Genomic DNA, 22304 nt, shown 5'->3' on the forward strand with positions numbered 1-22304 from the left:
CCCGACCAGGGCCGGCAGCAGGACGACGGCCGGGCGACGAGCTGGCAGCCGGACGACGAACGGGCCCGCCGGACGACGGCGGGGCCCGGCGGTCACCCCGCCGGACCCCACCCGATGGCACCGTCGTGCCGCGTCAGTCGTCCTTGGTGTCCGCCGGAGGCGCGCTCGGGCCGGGCCCGATCTTCGACGGGTCGGTCTTCTTCGGCGGCGTGGTCGTGGTGGTCGTCGTGGTCTCGGTCGATCCGGTGCCCGTGGGCTGCTCCACCATGCCTTTTTCCTCCAGTTCGGCGAGTGTGACGGCGTCCACGTCGACCGTGTCGCCCGAGGCCCACACCGTCCCCCGTGGATCGGTCCATGAGGCGGAAAGCCGGACGTGCACGGCACTCTCCCTGTCGACGGGACTTCCTGCTAGGGGAGACTAGACCCGGCCGAACAGCGGCGACGTCCCGCCGACCCGTCGGGTACCCGACTGGCCGACCGCGCGGGACAATGGGGACCTCACGCGTACGGAGCCGGACATCGACCTCACCTGTGGACACTGCGCCCGGACCGCCGGGCCGGACGACCGCTTCTGCGGCGGGTGCGGCCGGCCGCTCGCGGCGGCCTGTCCGGGCTGCGGGCACGCCAACGACGTCGGCGCCAACTTCTGCACCAGCTGCGGCCAGCCGTTGCGCGACCACGCGGTCGCGGTGCAGGAGGACCGCCGGCAGGTCAGCGTGCTCTTCATCGACATCGTCGACTTCACCACCTACGCCGAGCGGGCCGACCCGGAACAGGCCCGCGGCCTGCAACAGGTCTACTTCGCCACGGTGCGCCGGCTGGTGCACCAGTACGGCGGCGTGGTGGAGAAGTACATCGGCGACGCGGTGATGGCGCTGTTCGGGGCGCCGGTGGCGACCGACAACGACGCGCTGCGCTGCGTACGCGCCGGTCTGGAGCTGCAACGGAGCCTGGCCAAGCAGCCGGCCGGCCCGCACCCGCCGCTCGGTTTCCGGGTCGGCGTCGCCACCGGCGAGGCCCTTGTCGACCTGGCCGCGGCGCGCGACGGCGGGCAGGCCTTCGTCACCGGCGACGTGGTCAACACCGCGAGCCGGTTGCAGGCGCTGGCCCCGACCGGCGGCGTGGTGGTCGACGAGAGCACCTGGTCCGCCACCCGACGCGAGATGGAGTACGCCGACCAGCCCCCGGTGACGTTGCGCGGCCGGTCGGCGGTGAGCCGGATCTGGCTGGCGGTGCGGGCCCGGCCCCGGCGTGACGGGCAGGGCGCCGAGCTGACCCCGATGGTCGACCGGGACCATGAGCGGGGGTTGCTGGTCAGCGCGCTGCACCGCACCGTCACCGAGCGCACCTCCCAACTGCTGACCGTGTTCGGCCCGGCCGGGGTGGGCAAGAGCCGGCTGCTGCGCGAGCTGGCCCGGCACGCGGCGAACCTGCCCGGCGCGCGGGTCACCTGGCTGACCGGCCAGTGCCCGCCGTTCGGCGAGAACGTCACCTACGCCGCGCTCGCCGACATCGTCCGAAGCTGGGCCGGGCTGACCGGCGCCGACGACCAGGCCGGCACCCGGGAGCGCCTGCGCGAGCGCCTGGGCCGGCTCGCCGACCCGCACGCGGTCCGGCTCGCCGAGGCGCTCGGCCCGCTCGTCGGCGTCTCCGGCGAGCGGCTGACCTCGGCCGAGACCGAGGCGGCGTGGCGGCGCTTCCTGCTGGCGCTGGCCGCGACCGGCCCCACCGTGCTCGTCTTCGAGGACATGCACTGGGCGGACGAGGCGATGCTCTCCTTCGTCGAGCAGCTCGGCGCGGCGGCCCGCAACGTGCCGCTGCTGGTCGTCGCGACCGCCCGCCCGGAGCTGCGCGAGCGGCACCCGGCCTGGACCGGGACGATCAGCGGCGCGATGTCCATCTCGGTGCCGCCGATGCACGACGGGGACATCGACACGCTCTACTCGCTGCTGCTCGGCCAGGCCACGCTGCCCAGCGAGGCCCGCGCGCCGTTGATCGAGTTCGCCGACGGCAACCCGCTCTACGCCCAGGAGTACGCCCGGATGCTGCTCGACGGCGGGCTGGTCGAGCGCTCGGCCGGCATCGGGCGGCTCGATCCGGCCGCGGGCGCCGGGATGCCACGTACCGTCCAGGCGGTCATCGCCAACCGGCTGGACCTGCTCGACCCGGCGGACCGCGCGGTGCTCCAGGCCGCCTCGGTGGTCGGGGTGCAGTTCTGGGCGGCCCCGGTGGCGCTGGCCCTGGGCCGGCCGACGGAGTGGGTGGAGCGGGCGCTGCACCGCCTCCAGCGCCGCGACCTGGTCTTCGAACTGCCGGTCTCGACCATGCCCGACCAGTCGGAGTACCGCTTCCGGCACGTGCTGGTCCGGGACGTCTGCTACCAGCGACTGCCCCGGGCGGAGCGGGTCGTCCGGCACCAACGCGCCGCCGACTGGCTGGAACAGCTCGCCGACGGCCGGCAGCACGACCTGGCCGAGGTGCTGGCCAACCATCGGTGGGCGGCCCACGAGATCGCCCGGACGGTGGGGCTGGACCAGGCGCCGTACGCCGTCGCCACCCGGTCCGCGCTGCACCGGGCCGCCCGCCGGGCGTACGAGCTGCACGCGCTGGAGACCGCGGCCACGCTTGTCGGGCGCGCGCTGAGTGTCGAGTGCGGGCCGGACCCGGCGCTTGAGCTGTTCCAGGCCGAGCTGGCGTTCTACACCGACCGCGACGGCTTCCTGGTCGACGGCGGCGCGGAACTCCTCACCGGCCTGGCCGGGCGGCTGGCCGACGCCGGCGACCTGCCCGGCGCGGCGAAGGCGTGGCGGCTGCTGTCCACGGCCGCCTGGGCCCGCGCCGACCGGTCGGAGATGCGGCGCTGCCTGGACCGGGCGATCCGGCTGCACGCCGAGCTGCCGGACAGCGAGGACAAGGTCGGCGCGCTGCTGGAGCTGGCCCGGGCGCACATGCTCGACGCGGAGACGGAGCCGGCCTGCGCCGCCGCGCGCAGCGCCGCCGAGCTGGCCGAACGGCTGGAGCTGCGGGAGGCGCGGGCCAACGCCCGGATCACACTGGCGGTCGTCCGCTACCAGGCCGGCGCCGAGGAGGCGTACGCCGAGCTGGCCGAGGTCACCGAGGAGTGCCGGGTGGAGCGGCTCACCAGCCGCCGCCGCGCGGTGCACAACCTGGCCTGGGCGTTGCAGGAGGAGGGGGACCTGGCCGGTTCCTCCCGCCTGGTCGACGAGCAGCGCTCGCTCGACCTCGCCGACGAGCACGGCCTGACGGTCAGCTTCAGCGACCAGTGGGCCCGCTCGTACTACCGCGGCGACTGGACCGCGGCGCTGCGGATGGCCGAGGGGTCCACGCGGCGGCCGACCGACGAGTGGGACCTGCACATCGTGGCGGTCTCCGGCTGGATCAGGGCGCTCGGCGACGACCCCGACGCCGGCGACGCCACCCCGGACCTGGTGGACCAGGCGCTGGTCGCGGCCCGGCGCAGCGGCTTCCACCGGGTGCTGCGGTCCACCGTGGCGCACGCCGCGCTCTGCCGGGCGGTGCAGGGTCGGCGGGACGAGGCGCTGGCGCTGCTCGCCGAGTTGGACGAGGACTGGCGGCGGACCCGGATGATCCCGTTCGCCGAGTGGGTGCCGGCGGTCGGTCACGTCGCCGGCCTGCTCGGCGGCGACGCGGCGGTGCTGGTGCGCGACCTGCTGGCCCGCGCCCCGCGCGCCACCCGCTGGGCGCGTGCGGCCGGGCGGTCCGCCGACGCGGCGCTGGCCCGGCGCGACGGGGACGCCGCCCGGGCGGGCCGGCTGTTCACCAGCGCGGCGGCGGACTACGCGGCGATGACCGACGTCACCGACCAGGTGATCGCCTCCGCGCTGGCGGTGGGACCGCTGACCGAGGCGGATCCGCCGGCCGCGGCGGCGACGCTGGCCCGGGTACGCGGGTTCGCGGACCGGCACGCCGCCGCCGGCCTGCTCCGGGTCGCCGGGGCGGGTTGAGCGTCAGGCGGGGACCGGCTGCCGGTGCGGGCGCTTCGCCTTCTGCGCGTACGTGTCGACGTACTCGCGACCGGACAGCTCCATCAACTCGTACATGATCTCGTCGGTGACCGCCCGCTCGACGAACCGGTCGCCGGCCAGGCCGGCGTAGCGGGAGAAGTCCAGCGGCGGGCCGAAGCGGATCCGGACCCGACCCAGGTTGGGCACGATCTGGCCGGTGGGTTGGATGGCGTCGGAGTTGAGCATGGCCATCGGGACCACCGGGGCGCCGCTGGCCAGCGCGAGCCGGGCCACCCCGGTCTTGCCCCGGTAGAGCCGGCCGTCCGGGGATCGGGTGCCCTCCGGGTAGATGCCGGCGATGCCCCCGGCGCGCAGCACCCGGAGCTGGGTGTCGAGGGCCGCCCGGGCGGCCTGGCCGCCGGAGCGGTCGACCGGGATGGTGCCGGAGCCGACGAAGAACATCTTGGTCAGCCACCCCTTCAGGCCCTTGCCGGTGAAGTATTCGGCTTTCGCGATGAAGGTGACTTTTCGCTTGACGATCAACGGCGTGAAGATCGAGTCGGAGAACGAGAGGTGATTGCTGGCCAGGATCACCGGGCCGGTGGCCGGCACGTGCTCCAGCCCCTCGACCTGCGGGCGGAAGACCAACCGCAGCAACGGGCCGAGGATGATGTACTTCAGCAGCCAGTACAGCACCGGGGTCCTTCCGGGAGAGGTGGCGACACGCGGGATCGTGCGGAAAGAGGGTACGAACCACGTACGCCGCGCCACAACGCACTCCCGGAACCGGCCTCCGACGTGTCAGGATTCAGGGCACGACGTCAGGCCGTGGCGAAGGGGGTGGCCGGTGTCAGGGGGCGGGGCCCGTCGAGGGCGGCGGGACAACGGGCTCGACGCGGCCGAGTACGCGGTCGCGGGCGACGTGGATCCGCGCGTCGGTGAGCACCTGCTCGACGTGCTGGCCGCCGGCGGCATCGCCGCCTACCTCCAGCCCTCCGCCGACCTCAACCCGGTGACCCGCACCACCACGGTGCCGGCCCGACCGGTCGACCGGCTCTACGTCGACCGGTCCCACCTCACCACCGCCCGGGACTACCTCACCCAACTCGCCGACGAGGGGGCCGGGTCGTCCCGTGCCGACGAGCCCGACATCGAGGCCGAGTGGGCCAAGATCGTGGCGGGTTTCCACACCGCGCCGGCCGCCGGCAGCCACCCCTGGCCGGCCGCCGAGGACGTCGAGGACCCGGCCGCGCCGGGCGGCGCTGCCGCCGGCCGCGCCGAGGAGCCGGCCGGGCCGACCGCCACGGACGTGCGCCGCCTGCCCTTCGCCGCGGACGTGTCAGGCGTCTCGGTGAGCCGCGGTCGGCACGACGAGCCGTCCCTGCTGGACGGGCTGGACACGTTCGGCGCCGACCTGCCGGAGGACGCGGAGGAGGAGCACTACACCCCGCCCCCGCCGCCGCCGTTGCCGCGCTTCTCGAAGTACGCGGCGCTGGGCGTGCTCTGCATCGTGGTCGGGTTCCTGTTCTTCCTCTCGCCGACCGTGATGTCGCTCGTCGACCCGTCGGTGGTGACCGTGCTCGGCTTCACCGGCATCCTGGCCGGTTTCGTGATGCTGATCTGGCGGCTGCGCCCCGGCGACCGGGACGACCACGACCCGGACGACGGCGCGGTCGTCTGAGCCGCCACGGCGGTTGCCCGGATCGCGGGACGCGGTACGCCCCGCGGCGATCCGGTAACAGGGGTGTAACTTACGGTCAGTAGGAATACCGCTGAACGTCACGTCCCGCACCGGCTGTCCGGTTTGCGCTTTCCCCGGGTGGCCGGTACCCCTGCTGAGCGGATTGCCCGAGATGCGACAGAGCCCCCTCGTGGTGGTGGCCAACCGCCTCCCCATCGACGACAGTGTGGCGCCGGACGGCGCCTTCGAGTGGCGCCGCAGCCCTGGCGGACTGGTGAGCGCCCTGCACCCCCTGCTCCGACACACGCCCGCGACCTGGGTGGGTTGGGCCGGCGGCACCGGCCCGGCACCCGCCCTGCCCGACGTGGACGGTGTCCGGATGCGCAGCGTCCCGCTGAGCGCCGAGGACTTCCGCGACCACTACGAGGGCTTCGCCAACGCCACCCTCTGGCCGCTCTACCACGACGCGGTCGAGCAACCGGAGTACCACCGCCGCTGGTGGGAGGCGTACCAGCGGGTCAACCAGCGGTTCGCCGAGGCCGCCGCCGAGGTGGCCGAGCCGAGCGGGCTGGTCTGGGTGCAGGACTACCACCTGCAACTGGTGCCCGGGATGCTCCGCGCGCTCCGCCCGGACCTGCGGATCGGCTTCTTCCTGCACGTGCCGTTCCCCCCGCCGGAGCTGTTCATGCAGCTCCCCCGCCGGGCCGAACTGCTGCGCGGGATGCTCGGCGCCGACCTGATCGGCTTCCAGCGGGCCCAGGCCGCGCACAACTTCGCCCAGCTCGCCGCCAAGGTGCTCGGCCTGTCCGCGAGCGACCGGCGGATCGGCGTCGACGACCGGGTGGTGCGCATCGGCGCGTTCCCGGTCGCCATCGACACCGCCGAGATGTCCGCGCTCGCCGCCCGACCCGAGGTGGCCGAGCGGGCCCGTCGGCTCCGGCAGGATCTCGGCCAGCCCGAGCAGGTGATCCTCAGCGTCGACCGGATGGACTACACCAAGGGCATCGAACAGCGCCTCAAGGCGTACCGGGAACTGCTGGCCAGCGGCGACGTCAAGGTACGGGACACCGTGCTGGTGCAGGTGGCGGTGCCCAGCCGGGACCGGGTCGCGCAGTACCAGATCCTGCGCGACCGGGTGGAGCACCAGGTGGGGCGGATCAACGGCGAGTTCGGCCGGGTCGGCGAGCCGGCGATCCACTACCTCACCCAGCCCTTCGACCGGGCCGAGCTGGTGGCGCTCTACCGGGTCGCGGACGTGATGGCGGTGACGCCGCTGCGCGACGGGATGAACCTGGTGGCGAAGGAGTACGTGGCGGCCCGGGTGGACGGCACCGGCGCGCTGCTGCTCAGCGAGTTCGCCGGCGCGGCCGCCGAGCTGGAACAGGCGTACCTGGTGAACCCGCACGACCTGGACGGGCTCAAGCAGGGGCTGCTCGCCGCGCTGCGGGCCGGCCCGGAGGACGTCGCGACCCGGATGCGTGCGATGCGGGAACACCTGGCCCACAACGACATCCACGCCTGGGCGGCGTCCTACCTGAGCGCGCTGGAGGAGAGCGGGTCGCTTGTCGGCCGCCGGGCCACCCTGCGGTGACCCGGCGCCCGGCGCTCAGCCCGGGGTGGGCGCCGGGTCCTTGTCCAGCCAGTCCAGGATCGCGTCGATCGGCTCCCGCCAGCGGGCGTCGAGCATCAGGTCGTGACCCATGCCGGGGAAGAGCAGCGGAGCCGAGGCGTACCGGCGGGCCGCCCGGGTGAGCGCCGTCGCCGGCAGCACCCGGTCGTCGGGGCTGCCGAGCACCAGCACCGGCGGCCGGCCCACCGCCGGCTCCGGCTGCCGGCCGGTGAGCAGTTGCCACTGCGCGCGACGGCCGGCCCGACCGAGCCGGGCCACGTGCCGGCGCGCGACGGCGTCGGGCAGTTCCCGGCTGAACAGTTGCCGCCGGTTGAGCCGCAGCCCGGCGCCGAAGACCGCCGGCACCGTGCCGGCCGGGTTGCGCCGCAGCGCCGCGCCGAACGTCCCCCAGCCGCCGAGCACCGGCGCCACCAGCACCGCGGCCCGCGCCGGGTAGCGGGACATCGCATGCGCCACCACCCGGGCGCCGGCGCCGTGCCCCACCAGCACCGCCTGCCGCGGCAGGCTCGCCGCCACCTGCGTCACGTCATGGGTGTACGCGCGCAGCGTCGCGTCCGGCGCCGGCTCGCTGTCGCCGTGCCCGCGCAGGCTCAGCGCGTACGCCGGGAAGCCGCGACCGGCGGCGTGGCCCAGCCAGTGTTCGGCGAACGCCCACGCGCCGTGGCCGAAGCCGGGCACGAACAGCAGCGGTGGCTTGGCCTCCTCCTGCTCGGGCAGCGCGGCCAGCACCTCGCGGCGTACCGGCCGCTCCGGCCGGGCCCACTCCCAGGCCCGGACCACCCGCACCCGCTCGCTGGTCATTTGTCGTCCTCCAGCTCGTGCAGGGCACGCTGCAACGCGCGCAGGTAGTCGGCGTGCCCGACCTCGAACCAGTGCCGGGTGCTGTCCTTGACCTTCGCCGAGTACCGCTCGCCGAGGCCGGCGCGGACCCGGCGGTCGAACGCGGCGACCCGCTCCGGCCGGGCGATGCGCAGCGTGAGCAGCCGGGCGAAGAGCACGCTCTGCCAGTGCGAGATGGTGAAGATGCCGGAGTCCGGCTGCACCAGGCCGACCACGGCCAGCGTGGGATGACCGGCGGTGAACGCGTTCAGCCACAGGCGGGGCCGGCCGGAGCCGTCCTCGTCGCCGAGCACCCGGCCGTGCAGGAACTCGAAACGCGGCAGATAGCCGGTGGCGAAGACGACCAGTTCCGGGTCGATCCGCCGGCCGTCGCTCAGCTCCACCGTGCGGTCGTGGAAGCGGGTCACGTCCGGCACCGGGGTGATCTCGCCGTGCCCGACGTAGTACACGAGTTGGCTGTTGGCGATCGGGTGCGTCTCGTACACCCGGTGGTCGGGCTTCGGCAGGCCGAACCGGGTCAGGTCGCCGACGGTCAGCCGCAGTGTCCAGTGGTAGAGCCACTGCCGCACCCGCAGCGGCACCCGCAGCGCCAGCAACGTGTCGTTGACCTGGTCGGCCGGGCGGCCGAGGACGTACTTGGGGGCGTACCAGTAGCCGCGCCGGGTGGAGTGCCAGCAGTGGGACGCCTGCTGGGCCGCCTCGACCGCGATGTCACAGCCAGTGTTGCCGGCGCCGACCACCAGCACCCGCTTGCCGCGCAACTGGGCCGGGTCCTTGTAGGACGAGGCGTGCATGACCTCGCCCCGGAACTCCGCCAGCCCCTCGTACCGGGGCAGTTTGGGCGACCAGTTGTGGCCGTTGGCCAGCACCACGGCGGCGTAGCGGGAGGTGCGCTCCGGGCCGTAGCCGCCGGTGCTGCGGGTGGTCACGTCCCAGCGGTCCCCCTCGACCGGCTCGACCCGGATCACCTCGGTGCCGAACCAGACGTGCTGGCGCAGGTCGAAGTGGTCGGCGTAGCGCTCGAAGTAGGACAGCAGTTGGCTGTGGTGCGGGTAGTCCGGCCAGTCGTCCGGCATCGGGAAGTCCGGGAACTGGGTGAACGGGCGGGAGGAGATGAGGTGTGTGCTGCCGTAGACCGGGCTGCGGTCGTGCCGCCAGTTCCACGCCCCGCCGACGCCGGTCTCCCGCTCGTAGCAGTCCACGCCGAAGCCGGCCTCGCGGAGGTTCTTGACGGCGGTCAGCCCGCTGGCGCCGGCGCCGATGACGCAGACCGTGTCGCCCCGGTCGGAGACCGGGCGGTCGTCCCGGCTCGGGACGGCCGTGGGGTCCGGTTCGGGGCGGCCGAGATCGGTGGAGGAGGACACCGGGAAATCTCCTTTGTGCGGCACGCGTGCCGGGTCGGTGCGAAATCCTGCCGAGAATGCCCGCCGTTGTCCAGCCGCCCGGAAGCCGGCACGGCTCACCCGGGCGGACCGCCTGACACTGGGTGACCGCCCACCTCTTCACGCACGGTGAGCGCCGCGTGGCGCGGCGGTCCTGTCGGTCCGACGCCTTTGCTCTGCAGCTACGGACGCAGCACTGGCGTGAGCTGGTCAGGTACCGAAGGGCCGCGACAACGGGCCGCTTCCCGTCGATCACCATGGGTAGCCGGTGCTTATGCGGCTGCAGAGCAAAGGCGCCGACAGGTCGGCTACCCCGACCGCCGACACCTCACGTTCCGTCACGGCCGGGTCGCGACCACCAACGCACCCGCTCCGAGCCCCGTCCGCCGGCCCGAGCCACGGTCGGACCGGAGCGGGCCACCGGCCGGATTTCGCCCCGGACCGCCGGTCCGGCCGCCGCGGCGGTCAGCCGGCGGCGGGCAGCAGCAGGTCGACCAGGACCGGGAAGTGGTCGCTGGCGAGGCGGGTGCGCGGCGTGTCCACCACGTCGTAGTCGACCACGGTGATCCGCGGGTCGACGAAGAGCGCGTCGATGCGGCGCCGGGGATCGGCGCAGGAGAACGTGTGTCGGTCGGCCCGGTCGGCGGCGACCGCGGTGTCGGTCAGCCCCTCGGCCACGGTCCGCCAGGCCGGTCCGTCCGGCCCCTCGTTGAGGTCGGCGCCGGCCACCACCGGCAGCGGGGACGCGGCCAGCTCCCGCTTGAACGCCGCCGCCTGGGCCGGCCGCTCCGCCGGGTCGGTGGACAGGTGCGAGCCGGCCAGCAGGAAGTCGACGCCGCCCACCCGGCACCGCGCGTACGCGGCCCCGCGCAGGTGCCGGCCCGGCGTCAGCGGGTAGCGCGTGCACCGGGTCTCGGTGACCCGTACCCGGAGGCTGGTCAGCAGCAGGTTGCCAAGCGACGGCAGGCCGCCGGCGGCGACCACCAGGCCGAACGAGTCGGCAAGCGTGGCGCACTTCTGCCGCCACCGGAACCGGCGCGGCCCCTCCTGGACGATCACCACGTCCGGCGCGGCCTCGCGGACCACCTCGGCCAGCGCGGCGGTGTCGTCACGCTGGCTGTGGACGTTGTAGGACAGCACCCGCAACGGCACACCCGACACGTCAGATCCTCCGGGCCAGGTCGGCGGCGCCGATCACGCCGGCGGTGTTGCCCAGCTCGGCCGGGCGCACCTCGGCGACGGGCAGGCGGCTGCGCTGGGCCAGCGCGTCGGTGAACGACCGCCGGGTCGGGCCGAGCAGCAGGTCGCCGGCGTCGATCACGCCGCCGCCGACCACCAGCACCTGCGGGTCCAGGATCTGCGCCATGTCCGCGAGGCTGGTGCCGAGCCAGCGCCCGACCTGGGCGAACGCCTCGGTGGAGACCGGGTCGCCGTCCTTGGCCGCGGCGGTCACCATCGGACCGGTGATCGCCTCCGCCTCGCCGTCGGCCAGCTTCAGCAACGCGGTGGCCCGGTGCGGCTCCTGCCGGGCGGCGGCGCGGGCGAAGCGGACCAGCGCGCTGCCGCTGGCGTACTGCTCGATGCAGCCGAGCCGGCCGCAGCCGCACTGGTGGCCGTCCGGCACGGTGAGCATGTGCCCCAGCTCGGCGGCGATGCCGTTGGCGCCGCGGACCAGCTCGCCGCCGAGCACGATGCCGCCGCCGACGCCGGTGCCGATGGTGAACATGACCATCGAGTCGTCGGCGTCCCGGGCCGCGCCGTAGCGGAACTCCGCCCAGGCGGCCACGTTCCCGTCGTTCTCCACGATCACCGGCAGCCCGGTGGCGTTGCTGACGTACTCGCGCAGCGGCTCGTCCCGCCAGGCCAGGTTGGGCGCGAAGAGCACGGTGGAGCGGGTGGCGTCGATCCAGCCGGCCGCGCCGATGCCGACCGCCTCGACGGTCCGGCCGGCGGTCAGCTCCGTGACCACCTCGATGATGACGTCCCGGGTCTTGGCCACGTCGTCGGCGGGGGTGTCCCGTCGCGTCTGCACGAGTACCGCGCCGGTGTCGTCCACGACACCGCCGGCCACCTTCGTGCCACCGACGTCGACTCCGATGGTCAGCGTCACCGCTGCCACTCCCCTCTGCTGTGCTGCCCCGGGCGCCGGCCGAACCGGCCGTGCGATCCGGGATGTCCGGTGGTCAGGCCCCGTCGCCTGGTGCGTCCGCGCCCGCCTCGCCGGGCGCCCGCGAGGCGGGCACCGTGGGCCGGCCGGCCGGCGGCCGGCTCGGCGCCGGCCCCGCCGGCCCGGCGGCGTCGACGGGCGGCTGCGGCGGCTCCGGCTCGGCGTGCCTGCCGCCACGCCGCGACCCCGAGCCGTCGGAAGCACCCGGATCGGCCGCGCCCTCCCCCCGGGTGGCGGCGGACCACACGTCCTGCTCGGGTGCCGGCTGAGAATCATGCCCGGTACGGGTCGCCTCGCGCCACACGTGATCTCCCGACCCGGTCGGCGCGGGGCCGCCGGGGCCGGTCGACGCCGCCGGTGCCGGCGGGTCGGCCGGTGTCCCCGGACCGGCCGGTTCCGCCGGGGCGAACGCCCGCAGCAGGCTGGCCACACCGGCCGCCAGGTCAGCGGCGCCGGTGGCGAGCCGCTCGGCGAATTCCGGACTCGGGTCCCGCAACGCCGCGATCCCCCGGCAGACCGGGCAGACGCAGCATTCCGGCGAGCCGGTGGCGAAACCGGCGCCGGTGCCGGTCGGGATGTGACCGAGGACACCCGAGAGGATCCCACCGAGCGGGCCGCGGCCCCCGGCGCCGGACGAGGCGGCGGCCATCCGCGCGGTGGCCAGCAGCGTGACGACGAGGCGCTCGGCCTCTTCCCGGGCCGAACCCGGATCAGTGGTGCCCATGGTTCGGCTCCTCCAGCGTGACGACCGGGACGGCGATCGGATCAGTTGGCCGCACCGGGTGCTTCTACCCGGCGCTTGAGCTGCTTCAACGCCGTATCCATGATCATTTTTTCGGCCTTGCGGCGGAACATGCCGAGCATCGCCACGGACAGCTCCACCTCCAGCGTGTAGGTCACCGTGGTCGTCCCGTCCGGGTTGCCGACCAGGTCGTACGACCCGCGCTGGGACCGCTGCATCGTCGACGGCGCGACCAGGTGCCACTCGATCCGGGAGATGTCCTCGGCGTACTCGTACGCCAGCACGTACTCGTCGGCCAGCACGCCCGCGTCCAGCGTGAACCGGACCTGGCTGGCGTAGCCGTCCTCGTACTCCTCGATCACCTCGGCCCGGCGCACCGACTCGGTCCACTCCGGGTAACGGGGGAAGTCACAGATGACGGCCGCCACCTGCTCCGGTGACGCGCCGACGATGATCGACTGGGTGGAGGAGTCCGCCATGGGGGGAGGCTACCCGGCTCCTCACCCGGGCGGGCGGGTAGGTTTCGACAGAGCCGACCAGGCCGGCCCGGCGCCGGTGCGAGCACGAGGGAGTGCAGGTGCGCGAGTTCTCCGTCCCGCCGATCGTCACCGTCGGCGACGCGGCCAACCTGACCGACCCGGTCTGGGAAAACGCCGAGGTCGCCCCGGACACCGTGCAGTTCGTCCGGCCGGCCGGCGACGCGGGGCCGGTCGAGGTGACCTGCCGGCAGTTCCGCGACGAGGTGGTCGCGGTGGCCCGGGGCCTGATCGCGGCGGGCGTGTCCCCCGGCGACCGGGTCGGGCTGATGAGCCGCACCCGCTACGAGTGGACCCTGCTCGACTACGCCATCTGGGCGGCCGGCGCGGTCACCGTGCCGATCTACGAGACCTCCAGCGCCGAGCAGGCCGCCTGGATCCTCGGCGACTCGGGCGCGGTGGCAGTGGTGGTGGAGAGCACCGCGCACGCGACGCTCGTCGCCGGCGTCCGGGACCGGCTGCCCGACCTGCGCGAGGTCTGGCAGATCGAACTGGACGCGGTGCACGAGCTGGTCACCGCCGGCGCCTCGGTGGACCCGGCCGAGGTCGAGGTGCGCCGCTCGACGCTCCGGGCCGACGACCTCGCCACGATCATCTACACCAGCGGCACCACCGGCCGGCCGAAGGGCTGCGTGCTGACCCACCGCAACATCTACGCCGACATCGCCAACGCGGTGCCGGTGCTGCCGAACCTGTTCCGCCAGGGCGCCTCCACCCTGCTCTTCCTGCCGCTGGCACACGCGTTCGCCCGGCTGATCCAGGTCGGCGTGGTGCAGGCCCGCGCCACCATGTCGCACTGCGCGGACACCAGCGACCTGGTGGGCGCGCTCCAGGAGTTCAAGCCGACGTTCGTGCTCTCCGTACCCCGGGTCTTCGAGAAGGTCTACAACGGCGCGCGGCAGAAGGCCGAGGCGGACGGCAAGGGCAAGATCTTCGACCGCGCGGAGAAGGTCGCCATCGCCTGGAGCGAGGCGCTGGAGACGCCGGGCGGCCCGGGCCTGGCGCTGCGCGCCCAGCACGCGCTCTTCGACCGGCTGGTCTACGGCAAGCTGCGGGCGGCGCTGGGCGGCCGGTGCCGCGACGCGATCTCCGGCGGCGCACCGCTCGGCGCCCGGCTCGGGCACTTCTTCCGGGGCGTCGGGGTGACCGTCTGCGAGGGGTACGGCCTCACCGAGACGTCGCCGGCCGCCGCCGCGAACCTGCCCACCGGCACCCGGATCGGCACGGTCGGCCGCCCGCTGCCCGGCGTCACCGTCCGGATCGACGACGACGGCGAGATCCTGATCTCCGGCGACATCGTCTTCCAGGGGTACTGGCACAACGAGGCGGCCACCGCCGAGGCGCTCACCACCGACGGCTGGTTCCGCACCGGCGACCTGGGCCAGCTCGACGCGGACGGCTACCTCAGCATCACCGGCCGGAAGAAGGAGATCATCGTGACCGCCGGCGGCAAGAACGTCGCCCCGGCGGTGCTGGAGGACCAGGTCCGGGCGCACCCGTTGATCAGCCAGTGCGTGGTGGTCGGCGACCGGCAGCCGTTCATCGCGGCGCTTGTCACCATCGACGAGGAGGCGCTGCCGAAGTGGCTGGCCGGGCACGGGCGCCCGGAGACCACGAGCGCCGCCGAGCTGCGCGACGACGAGGCGCTGCGGGCCGAGGTGCAGGGCGCGGTCGACCAGGCCAACCAGTCCGTCTCCAAGGCCGAGGCGATCAAGGTGTTCCGGATCCTGCCCCAGGACTTCACCGAGGCGACCGGAGAGCTGACCCCCTCGCTGAAGGTCAAGCGGCAGGTCGTCCACAAGACGTACGCCACGGAGATCGCGGAGATCTACCGGCGCTGACTACGATCCGTCAGGTGCCCGCCTCCACATCCGGACAGCCGCAGACGCAGCTCCTCGCGGTCGCGGCCCGCGCGGTTCTCCTCGCGCTGGTCGCCGCCCTGACCCTGTTCGCCACCCGCGACGCCACCGAACTCTGGTGGATCGCCCTGCTCGGCATCGCCGGGCTACCCGCCGTCCTGGCCCCGCAGCACCGGCTGCTCACCCCGATCAGCCGCTTCGCCGAGGTGGTGGTGCTCGGGCTGGCCGCCAGCCAGGTCGCCGCCGGCGCCCACCTCACCGGCGTCACCGACGGGCTGGGCGCGTCGGCGGTGCTGCCGTACCTGGCCGTGCCGGTCACCGTGACCGCGCTGCGCCGCCGGTTCTCCGAGGGCGCCGCGCTGCTCGCGGTCACCGCGGCGACGCTGCTGGTCAGCGCCGCGTTCACCGAGGTCGGCGGCGAGCCGCAGCTCGGCCAGCTCGGTTACCTCGCGGTCTGCGCGCAGTGGCTGATCCTGGCCGGCCTCGGCCTCTACACCGCCGGCACGCTCCAGCGGGTGATGCGGGTCCGCGGCGAGGGCAAACCCCAGCCGTACGCCGAGGCCACCCGGCTGTTGACCCAGCTCCGGACGGTGGCCCGGCAGCTCCCCGGCGCCACCCTGGACCCGGGCGGCATCTCCGAGCACCTGCTGGAGGAGCTGCGGGTGGTGGCGAAGACCGACCGGGGCGCGGTGCTCTCCGCCAGCGGCGGCGGCCGGCTGGTGGTGCTCGCCCAGATCGGCGCGGACCGGGTCGACTGGGAGACCACGCTCGACGCCGACTCGGCCATCGCCGACGCCTGGGCCAGCCAGCAGCCGACGGTCTCGGCCCGCTCGCAGGCCCGGTCCCGGCACTCCGGTGAGGTGTCCGCGCTGATCGTGCCGCTGGTCGCCGGCGTACGCACGGTCGGCCTGGTGGTGATCGAGGCGGACACCGGCGCCGCGTACCCGCCGCCGGTGGTGTCCCGGGTGACCGCGCTGACCGGCCCGGCGGCGCTGCGGCTGGAGGCCGCGCTGCTCTTCGACGAGGTGCGCTCGCTGGCCACCAACGAGGAGCGGCAGCGGCTGGCCCGGGAGATCCACGACGGGGTCGCCCAGGAGCTGGTGATGGTCGGGTACGGCATCGACAACGCGCTGGCGTACGTCGACGAGGACCCGAAGGAGACCGCCGAGGCGCTGCGTACGCTGCGGCACGAGGTCACCCGGGTGATCCAGGAGCTGCGGTTGAGCCTGTTCGAGCTGCGCAGCGAGGTGGACCGGCACGGTGGCCTGGCGGCGGCGATCGCCGAGTACGCCCGCACCGTCGGCGCCTCCGGCGGACTGCGGGTGAACCTGTCCCTGGACGAGTCCACCGCCCGGCTGCCGGCCGCCACCGAGGCCGAGTTGCTGCGCATCGCCCAGGAGGCGGTGACCAACGCGCGCAAGCACGCCGGCGCGTCGAACCTCTGGGTCACCTGTGAGGTGGATCCCCCGTACGCCCGGATCGAAGTGTCGGATGACGGTCACGGCATCGGTGACCAGCGGCCCGAGGGGCACTATGGTCTTGCGATCATGGCGGAGAGGGCGGAACGTATCCGAGGCCGGTTGGAGATCAGGCCGCGGCAACCCAGCGGCACAACCGTGGCGGTGGTACTCGGCTCGTCGCCCCGGCGCGATAAGGTGCGCGGCAGCGCCGCAGCAGCAGAAGGGGAGTAACCCGAGGATGACCACTAGCCCGACACCGGCCACCCGGACCAAGGTCCTCCTTGTCGACGATCACGACCTGATCCGCAAGGGTCTGCGGCACGCCTTCGAGCGGGACCGGCAGTTCGAGGTCGTGGGTGAGGCCGCCACGGCCGCGGAGGGCGTGCGCCAGGCCGGCGCGCTCCAGCCCGACGTGGTGATCATGGATTTGCGACTGCCCGACGGCAGCGGTCTGGAGGCCACCCGCGCGCTGCGCAAGTCCAGCGCCTCGATGGGCATCGTCGTACTGACCATGTACGCCGGCGACGACCAGCTCTTCGGCGCGCTGGAGGCGGGGGCGAGCGCGTTCGTCCCGAAGACCGCCCCGGCCGACGAGGTGGTGGCCGCGGCCCGGCACGCCGCCTCCTCCCCCAGCGCGTTCACCGCGGCCGACCTGGCCGAGGCGATGAAGCGCCGGCTGGCCCCGTCCGGCCCGCAGCTCTCCCCCCGCGAGGGGCAGGTGCTGCGGCTGCTCGCCGACGGCATGAGCGTCGCCGGCATCGCCAAGCAGCTCTTCGTCAGCGAGTCGACCGCCAAGACCCACATCTCCAAGCTCTACGAGAAGCTGGGCGCGGCCAACCGGGCCCAGGCGCTGATGACCGCGCTGCGGCTGGGGCTGCTGGAGGCCCCCGACGCGCCGAAGTTCTGACGGCACCGCCGGAGAGGCCCCGTCCGCACGCCGGACGCGGGCCTCTCCGGCATTTCGGGCACGAGCCGACCGCGTACGGTGAACGGCCGGACGCGGAACGGCGGTGGTCTTTGCACCGCGTCAGCGGCCGGGCAGAATACCCGGGTGATCCGCGCGGCGGTGACGCCGCGCGTCGCCGACACCCAAGGGGCAGGGACATGCAGCGGCCGGACTGGGCACCCGACACCATCGACATCGAGCGCCCGAGCGTGGCCCGCATGTACGACTACTACCTGGGCGGTTCGCACAACTTCGCGGCCGACCGGGTCGCCGCGCGGGCGATGGTCGAGGCGGTGCCGGAGGCCCCGCTGATGGCCCAGGCCAACCGCGCCTTCCTCCGCCGGGCGGTGCACTACCTGGCCGAGACCGGGGTGCGGCAGTTCCTGGACATCGGCTCCGGCATCCCGACCGTGGGCAACGTGCACGAGATCGCCCAGGGCATCGACCCCGACTCCCGGGTGGTCTACGTCGACGTGGACCCGGTGGCGGTCGCGCACAGCCAGGAGATCCTGGCCGGCAACGAGCGGGCCGCCGTGGTCCGGGAGGACCTGCGCGACCCGGTGGCGATCCTGCGCCACCCGGACGTCACCCGGTTGATCGACTTCACCGAGCCGGTCGCGGTGATGATCGTGGCGGTGCTGCACTTCATCCCGGACTCCGACCGCCCGGAGGAGATCCTGCGGACGCTGCGCGCGGCGCTGGCGCCCGGCAGCCACCTGGTGCTCTCCCAGGCCAGCGACGACGGCCGGGACGGCACCGGCGAGCGGGCCGAGGCGGAACGGGTCTACCGGCGCACCGACAGCCAACTCTTCATCCGCGGTCGGGCCGAGCTGACCGCGCTGTTCGCCGGGTTCGAGCTGGTCGACCCGGGCGTGGTGTGGGTGCCGCAGTGGCGACCGGACGCCCCCGACCAGGCGGAACACGCCGAACGGGCGGTCTTCATGGGCGGGGTCGGGCGGCTCGGTGCCTGACGACGTGGCCACCGTGACCGCCGCCGGCCGCTGCCGCCCCGGCGTCTTCGCCCGGGCCTGGGCCAAGGCGGTCTCCGGGACCAGCTACCTGCCGATGACCCAGGCGCAACTGGAGGAGATGCTGCAACGGCTCACCGAGCGGCTCGCGCAGGCGATGCGCGCCGACCCGTTCGACCTGCGGATCGGCCAGCAGGTGGGCGCGGAGCTGGTGCAGTCGCACATCGCCTCCGCCGAGGGCCTGGGCCGCACCGTCGAGGTGATCCAGCTCCGGCTGGTCCGCGACCTCGACCTGGACGTCGCCGACGTCGAGGACCGGATGTCCCGGCTGCTCGCCACCGTCGCCACCGGGTACGCCCGGGCGCTGCGCGACCGCACGCTGGACGAGCAGGAGTCCATCCGGCGGGCCGCCATGATGGCGCGCGCCCAGGCCGAACGGGCGCTGCGGGACAGCGAGGCCCGCTTCCGGCACCAGGCCACCCACGACCCGCTGACCGACCTGCCGAACCGCACGCTGTTCACCGAGCGGCTGACCGCCGCGATCGTCGCGCCCGGCCGGGGCGCGGACCGGATCGGGGTCTGCTTCCTCGACCTGGACCGGTTCAAGGTGGTCAACGACTCCCTCGGTCACCAGGTCGGCGACTCGCTGCTGGTGGCGGTGGCGCAGCGGCTGCGCCGGACGCTCGGCGAGCACCTGGTGGCCCGCCTGGGCGGCGACGAGTTCGTGATCCTGGTGGAGCGCACCGCGGGCACCGACGACGTGGTCAAGGTCGCCGAGGCGGCGCTGGAGGCGGTACGCGAGCCCGCGCTCGTCGACGGGCACGAGCTGACGGTGTCGGCGAGCATCGGCATCGTGGAGCGGCCGGTGGCCGGCACCTCGCCGATGGAGCTGATGCGCGCCGCGGACAGCACGCTGCACTGGGCCAAGGCCGCCGGCGGGGCCCGCTGGTCGTTGTTCGACGCCGACCGTAACCGCCGCGAGCTGGCCCGCTACGCGCTCTCCGCGGCGATCCCGGCCGCGCTGGACCGGGGCGAGTTCTACCTCGACTACCAGCCGCTGACGTCGCTGCGTGACGGCCGGGTGCTGGGCATGGAGGCGCTGGTGCGCTGGCGCCACCCGGAACTGGGGGTGCTCCGGCCGGACAGCTTCATCCCGCTGGCCGAGGAGACCGGCCTGATCGTGCAGCTCGGCAGCTGGGTGCTGGCCGAGGCGTGCCGCGAGGCGGGCACCTGGTCGGCGGCGGGTGGCGACGCGCCGTTCGTCAGCGTCAACCTGGCCGTACGTCAGTTGCACCGGGCCGACCTGGTGCCCGAGGTGCGGGGCGTGCTCGGCCGTACCGGCCTGCCCCCGGAACGGCTGCAACTGGAGGTCACCGAGAGCACCATGATGAGCACCGTGGTCGAGCCGGTCCGGGCCCTGCGGGTGCTCGGCGATCTCGGCGTCCGGGTGGCCATCGACGACTTCGGCACCGGCTACTGCAATCTCGCGTACCTGCGGGACCTGCCGGTGACCGAGTTGAAGGTGGCCGGCGAGTTCGTGACCGGGTTGCGCGCGCCGGCCGGCGATCCGGGCGGCCGTACCGACGAGCGGATCCTCGCCTCGCTGGTCTCGCTGGCGCACGCCCTGGACCTCACGGTCACCGCCGAGGGGGTGGAGACGGCCGGCCAGGCGGACCGGTTGCGCGCCATCGGCTGCGACGCCGGTCAGGGCTGGCACTTCGGCCGCCCCGGCTCGGCGCTGCAACACCTCACCCGCGCGCCCGCGGCGTAAGGAGGGGCCCCTTCTTAACGCTTCAGGTATAGGAGGGGGCCCCGCTTAACACTGTGCCGAGCGTTTCCCGACCCCGGAGGCACCCATAAACGGTCAGCGCGTTCTCGCCCTCGTTCTCTTCGTCGTCGCGTTCCTGGCGCTGGCAGCCTCCCGCGCCCTTCCCTTCCTGGACGACGTCCCCGGTGCGGCAAAGTTTGGCGTCGCGGTGGCTGGAGCCGCCTGCGTACTGGTGGGCGTCTGGCTGTGGCAGCGAGCCAGCCCCGAATCCGAGGGCTGAGCGGACGTCTGATTCACGTACCACACCCGGTCGCCGCACGCGGTCAGCCTGCCTGGCGGCGGGTGTCCGCCCCGTCCAGATAGGCCAGCACGGCCAGCACCCGCCGGTTGTCGTCACCGGACGGCGGCATCCGCAGCTTGCTGAAGATGCTGTTGATGTGCTTGTCGACGGCCTTCTCGGTGACGAACAGCGGGGCCGCCACCGCGGCGTTCGACCGGCCCTCGGCCATCAGGCCGAGCACCTCGCGTTCCCGCGCGGTCAGCTCGGCGAGCGGCCCGGCGCCGTCGCGGCGGGCCAGCAACTGGGCCACCACCTCCGGGTCCATCACGGTGCCGCCGGCGGCGACGCGGCGCACCGCGTCGACGAACTGGTCCACGTGCGACACCCGGTCCTTGAGCAGGTAGCCGACGCCGCCGCGCCGGTCGGCGAGCAGCTCACGAGCGTAGAGCTGCTCGACGTGCTGGGACAGCACGAGCACCGGCAGCCCGGGCAGCTCGGCGCGGGCCCGCACGGCCGCCTGCAACCCCTCGTCGGTGAACGTCGGCGGCAGCCGTACGTCGATCACCGCGACGTCCGGCCGGTGCGCGGCCAGCGCGGGCAGCACTGACGGTCCGTTGTCGACGGCCGCCACCACCTGGCAGCCGAACGCCTCCAGGATCCTGGTCAGCCCGTCTCGGAGGAGGGCGAGATCCTCGGCGATGACAACGCGCACGGCAGCTCCATGCTGATGACGGTGGGTCCACCGGCCGGACTGGTCACTGCCATCGTCCCATCGAACGCGGCCAGCCGGCGTCCGGTCCCGGCCAGACCGCCGCCGGCCGCCGGCGCCGCCCCGCCCCGGCCGTCGTCACCGACCACGGCGGTCAGCCGCCCGTCGGCGTGCCGCAGCTCCACCCAGGCCCGGGTCGCCCCGCTGTGCTTGCCCACGTTGGCCAGCGCCTCGGCGACCGCGAAGTAGACGGCCGACTCGACCGGGGCGGCGGCCCGGCCGGGCAGGTCGACGGTGACCTCCACCGGCAGCGGCACGGCCAGCGCCAGCGCCCGTACCGCGCCGGGCAGGCCGCGCTCGGCGAGCACCGGCGGGTGGATGCCCCGAACCAGCCCGCGCAGTTCGGCCAGGGCCTGGCCGCTGGCCTCCCGGGCCTCGGCGAGCAGCCGGCGGACCGCCTCCGGGTCGTCACGGACCAGTTGCTCGGCCAGCCCGATGCTCATGCTCAGCGCGACCAGCCGGGCCTGCGCCCCGTCGTGCAGGTCCCGTTCGATCCGGCGCAGCTCGGCGGCCTGCGCGTCCACCGCCTCGGCCCGGGTGACGGTGAGCTGACGCACCCGCAGCGCCAGCGCGGCGCCGCGGGTCGGGGTCAGGAAGAACCCGGCGAACGTCACGTGCAGCCAGACCAGCCAGCGCCCGGCGGCCACCCCGGCGGCCAGCAGCAGCCCGCCCAACGGGACGCAGAGCACCGCCTCGACGAGGTTGTCGAGCGGCCAGAACGGGCCGTAGCCGTACCAGACGCCGACGGCACGCAGCACCAGCGGCACGCCGATCAACCCCTCCAGCCCGTACAGCGGGAGGACGAACGCGGCCAGGCACACCGCGCCGGTGACCGCGCCGGGCAGCAGCCAGGCCAGATCCCGCCAGGTCGCCGGGTCGCCCACCACCCACCGGAACCGCCGCCAGGTGCCGAACTGGGCACCGGCCGGCGCGGGCAGGTAGGGCGGGGGCATCTCGACGCCGCTCCACCGGGCCAGCCGGCGGTGCAGCCCGGCGCAGATCCGGACCGCGCCGGTGACCACCGGGAAGAGGGCGAAGCCGACGCCGAACGCCGGGATCAGCAGCAGCGCGACAAGCGACAGCACGAACAGGGCCACGTGCGTGGTCAACGAAAGCAGCGCGGTCAGCAGCCCCTGGGCGGCGGTCACCGCGGCGGGCCGCAGCCGGGTCCGGAGCAGTACCCGTACCGATGCGTCCACGAGTTCCATTCTCCGGTATCACCGCCGGCCCGCCGGTGGTGCTGGCACCACCCGTGGAGTCGGGGCGGCACCCCTGACCGGCGGGCCGCCG

18 protein-coding genes are annotated in these 22304 nt (G+C 74.2%); 8 read left to right on the top strand and 10 right to left on the bottom strand.

Annotation, left to right across the window (positions count from 1 at the left end):
• Positions 1 to 133: 133 nt before the first annotated feature.
• Positions 134 to 307: a hypothetical protein gene (locus ACZ6O5_RS22755; protein ID WP_281936683.1), complete on the bottom strand. Its 174-nt coding sequence runs from the start codon at positions 305 to 307 to the stop codon at positions 134 to 136.
• A gap of 211 nt (positions 308 to 518) precedes the next feature.
• On the opposite strand from ACZ6O5_RS22755, the gene ACZ6O5_RS22760 reads away from it, so the two are divergent.
• Complete coding sequence (locus ACZ6O5_RS22760) at positions 519 to 3986, top strand: ATP-binding protein (RefSeq protein ID WP_465979904.1); 3468 nt, start codon at positions 519 to 521, stop codon at positions 3984 to 3986.
• Positions 3987 to 3989: 3 nt separating this feature from the next.
• Here ACZ6O5_RS22760 and ACZ6O5_RS22765 read toward each other — a convergent pair whose 3' ends face one another.
• Complete coding sequence (locus ACZ6O5_RS22765; RefSeq protein WP_465979851.1) at positions 3990 to 4682, bottom strand: lysophospholipid acyltransferase family protein; 693 nt, start codon at positions 4680 to 4682, stop codon at positions 3990 to 3992.
• Positions 4683 to 4833: 151 nt separating this feature from the next.
• Between ACZ6O5_RS22765 and ACZ6O5_RS22770 the strand changes: the two genes are divergently transcribed.
• The gene (locus ACZ6O5_RS22770; RefSeq protein ID WP_465979852.1) at positions 4834 to 5667 is read left to right on the top strand and encodes a DUF308 domain-containing protein; all 834 of its coding nucleotides are present in this window, start codon (positions 4834 to 4836) and stop codon (positions 5665 to 5667) included.
• Positions 5668 to 5839: 172 nt separating this feature from the next.
• Entirely contained in the window at positions 5840 to 7258 is a 1419-nt protein-coding gene (locus tag ACZ6O5_RS22775; RefSeq protein WP_465979853.1) for an alpha,alpha-trehalose-phosphate synthase (UDP-forming), read from the top strand.
• 15 nt (positions 7259 to 7273) lie between these two features.
• Here ACZ6O5_RS22775 and ACZ6O5_RS22780 read toward each other — a convergent pair whose 3' ends face one another.
• The 6 genes from ACZ6O5_RS22780 to ACZ6O5_RS22805 form a co-directional block, all read right to left on the bottom strand.
• Entirely contained in the window at positions 7274 to 8098 is an 825-nt protein-coding gene (locus tag ACZ6O5_RS22780; protein ID WP_465979854.1) for an alpha/beta hydrolase, read from the bottom strand.
• Positions 8095 to 9501, bottom strand: coding sequence for a flavin-containing monooxygenase (locus tag ACZ6O5_RS22785; RefSeq protein ID WP_465979855.1), 1407 nt, complete (start codon positions 9499 to 9501; stop codon positions 8095 to 8097). The genes ACZ6O5_RS22780 and ACZ6O5_RS22785 overlap by 4 nt, the downstream gene beginning before the upstream one ends.
• A 483-nt stretch (positions 9502 to 9984) precedes the next feature.
• Complete coding sequence (locus ACZ6O5_RS22790; RefSeq protein WP_465979856.1) at positions 9985 to 10680, bottom strand: endonuclease/exonuclease/phosphatase family protein; 696 nt, start codon at positions 10678 to 10680, stop codon at positions 9985 to 9987.
• Position 10681: 1 nt separating this feature from the next.
• Positions 10682 to 11629: an ROK family glucokinase gene (locus ACZ6O5_RS22795; RefSeq protein WP_396771349.1), complete on the bottom strand. Its 948-nt coding sequence runs from the start codon at positions 11627 to 11629 to the stop codon at positions 10682 to 10684.
• 73 nt (positions 11630 to 11702) lie between these two features.
• Positions 11703 to 12410: a hypothetical protein gene (locus ACZ6O5_RS22800; RefSeq protein WP_465979857.1), complete on the bottom strand. Its 708-nt coding sequence runs from the start codon at positions 12408 to 12410 to the stop codon at positions 11703 to 11705.
• Between the two features lie 41 nt (positions 12411 to 12451).
• Positions 12452 to 12907 carry an SRPBCC family protein gene (locus tag ACZ6O5_RS22805; protein ID WP_107159917.1) on the bottom strand — a complete coding sequence of 152 codons (456 nt, stop codon included), beginning with the start codon at positions 12905 to 12907 and terminating at the stop codon, positions 12452 to 12454.
• Between the two features lie 98 nt (positions 12908 to 13005).
• Here ACZ6O5_RS22805 and ACZ6O5_RS22810 point away from each other — a divergent pair, with 98 nt between their 5' ends.
• The 5 genes from ACZ6O5_RS22810 to ACZ6O5_RS22830 all read left to right on the top strand — a co-directional run bounded on the left by ACZ6O5_RS22810 (position 13006) and on the right by ACZ6O5_RS22830 (position 19968).
• Positions 13006 to 14805 (top strand): AMP-dependent synthetase/ligase, encoded by a 1800-nt coding sequence (locus tag ACZ6O5_RS22810; RefSeq protein ID WP_465979858.1) that lies wholly within the window; start codon positions 13006 to 13008, stop codon positions 14803 to 14805.
• 14 nt (positions 14806 to 14819) lie between these two features.
• Positions 14820 to 16514: a sensor histidine kinase gene (locus tag ACZ6O5_RS22815; protein WP_465979859.1), complete on the top strand. Its 1695-nt coding sequence runs from the start codon at positions 14820 to 14822 to the stop codon at positions 16512 to 16514.
• Positions 16515 to 16521: 7 nt separating this feature from the next.
• Positions 16522 to 17190, top strand: coding sequence for a response regulator transcription factor (locus ACZ6O5_RS22820; RefSeq protein WP_007072219.1), 669 nt, complete (start codon positions 16522 to 16524; stop codon positions 17188 to 17190).
• Between the two features lie 197 nt (positions 17191 to 17387).
• Complete coding sequence (locus tag ACZ6O5_RS22825; protein ID WP_465979860.1) at positions 17388 to 18200, top strand: SAM-dependent methyltransferase; 813 nt, start codon at positions 17388 to 17390, stop codon at positions 18198 to 18200.
• A 94-nt stretch (positions 18201 to 18294) separates the two neighbouring features.
• Complete coding sequence (locus ACZ6O5_RS22830) at positions 18295 to 19968, top strand: putative bifunctional diguanylate cyclase/phosphodiesterase (protein ID WP_465979905.1); 1674 nt, start codon at positions 18295 to 18297, stop codon at positions 19966 to 19968.
• A 320-nt stretch (positions 19969 to 20288) separates the two neighbouring features.
• Here the strand turns inward: ACZ6O5_RS22830 and ACZ6O5_RS22835 are convergent, their stop codons facing one another.
• Both ACZ6O5_RS22835 and ACZ6O5_RS22840 read right to left on the bottom strand, forming a co-directional pair.
• On the bottom strand, positions 20289 to 20957 hold the full coding sequence (locus ACZ6O5_RS22835; RefSeq protein WP_465979861.1) for a response regulator: 669 nt from the start codon (positions 20955 to 20957) through the stop codon (positions 20289 to 20291).
• Positions 20909 to 22222, bottom strand: coding sequence for a sensor histidine kinase (locus ACZ6O5_RS22840; protein ID WP_465979862.1), 1314 nt, complete (start codon positions 22220 to 22222; stop codon positions 20909 to 20911). Before ACZ6O5_RS22840 ends, ACZ6O5_RS22835 begins: the two co-directional genes overlap by 49 nt.
• Positions 22223 to 22304 lie beyond the last annotated feature (82 nt).

This window comes from Micromonospora sp. NPDC049201, from assembly GCF_055586805.1.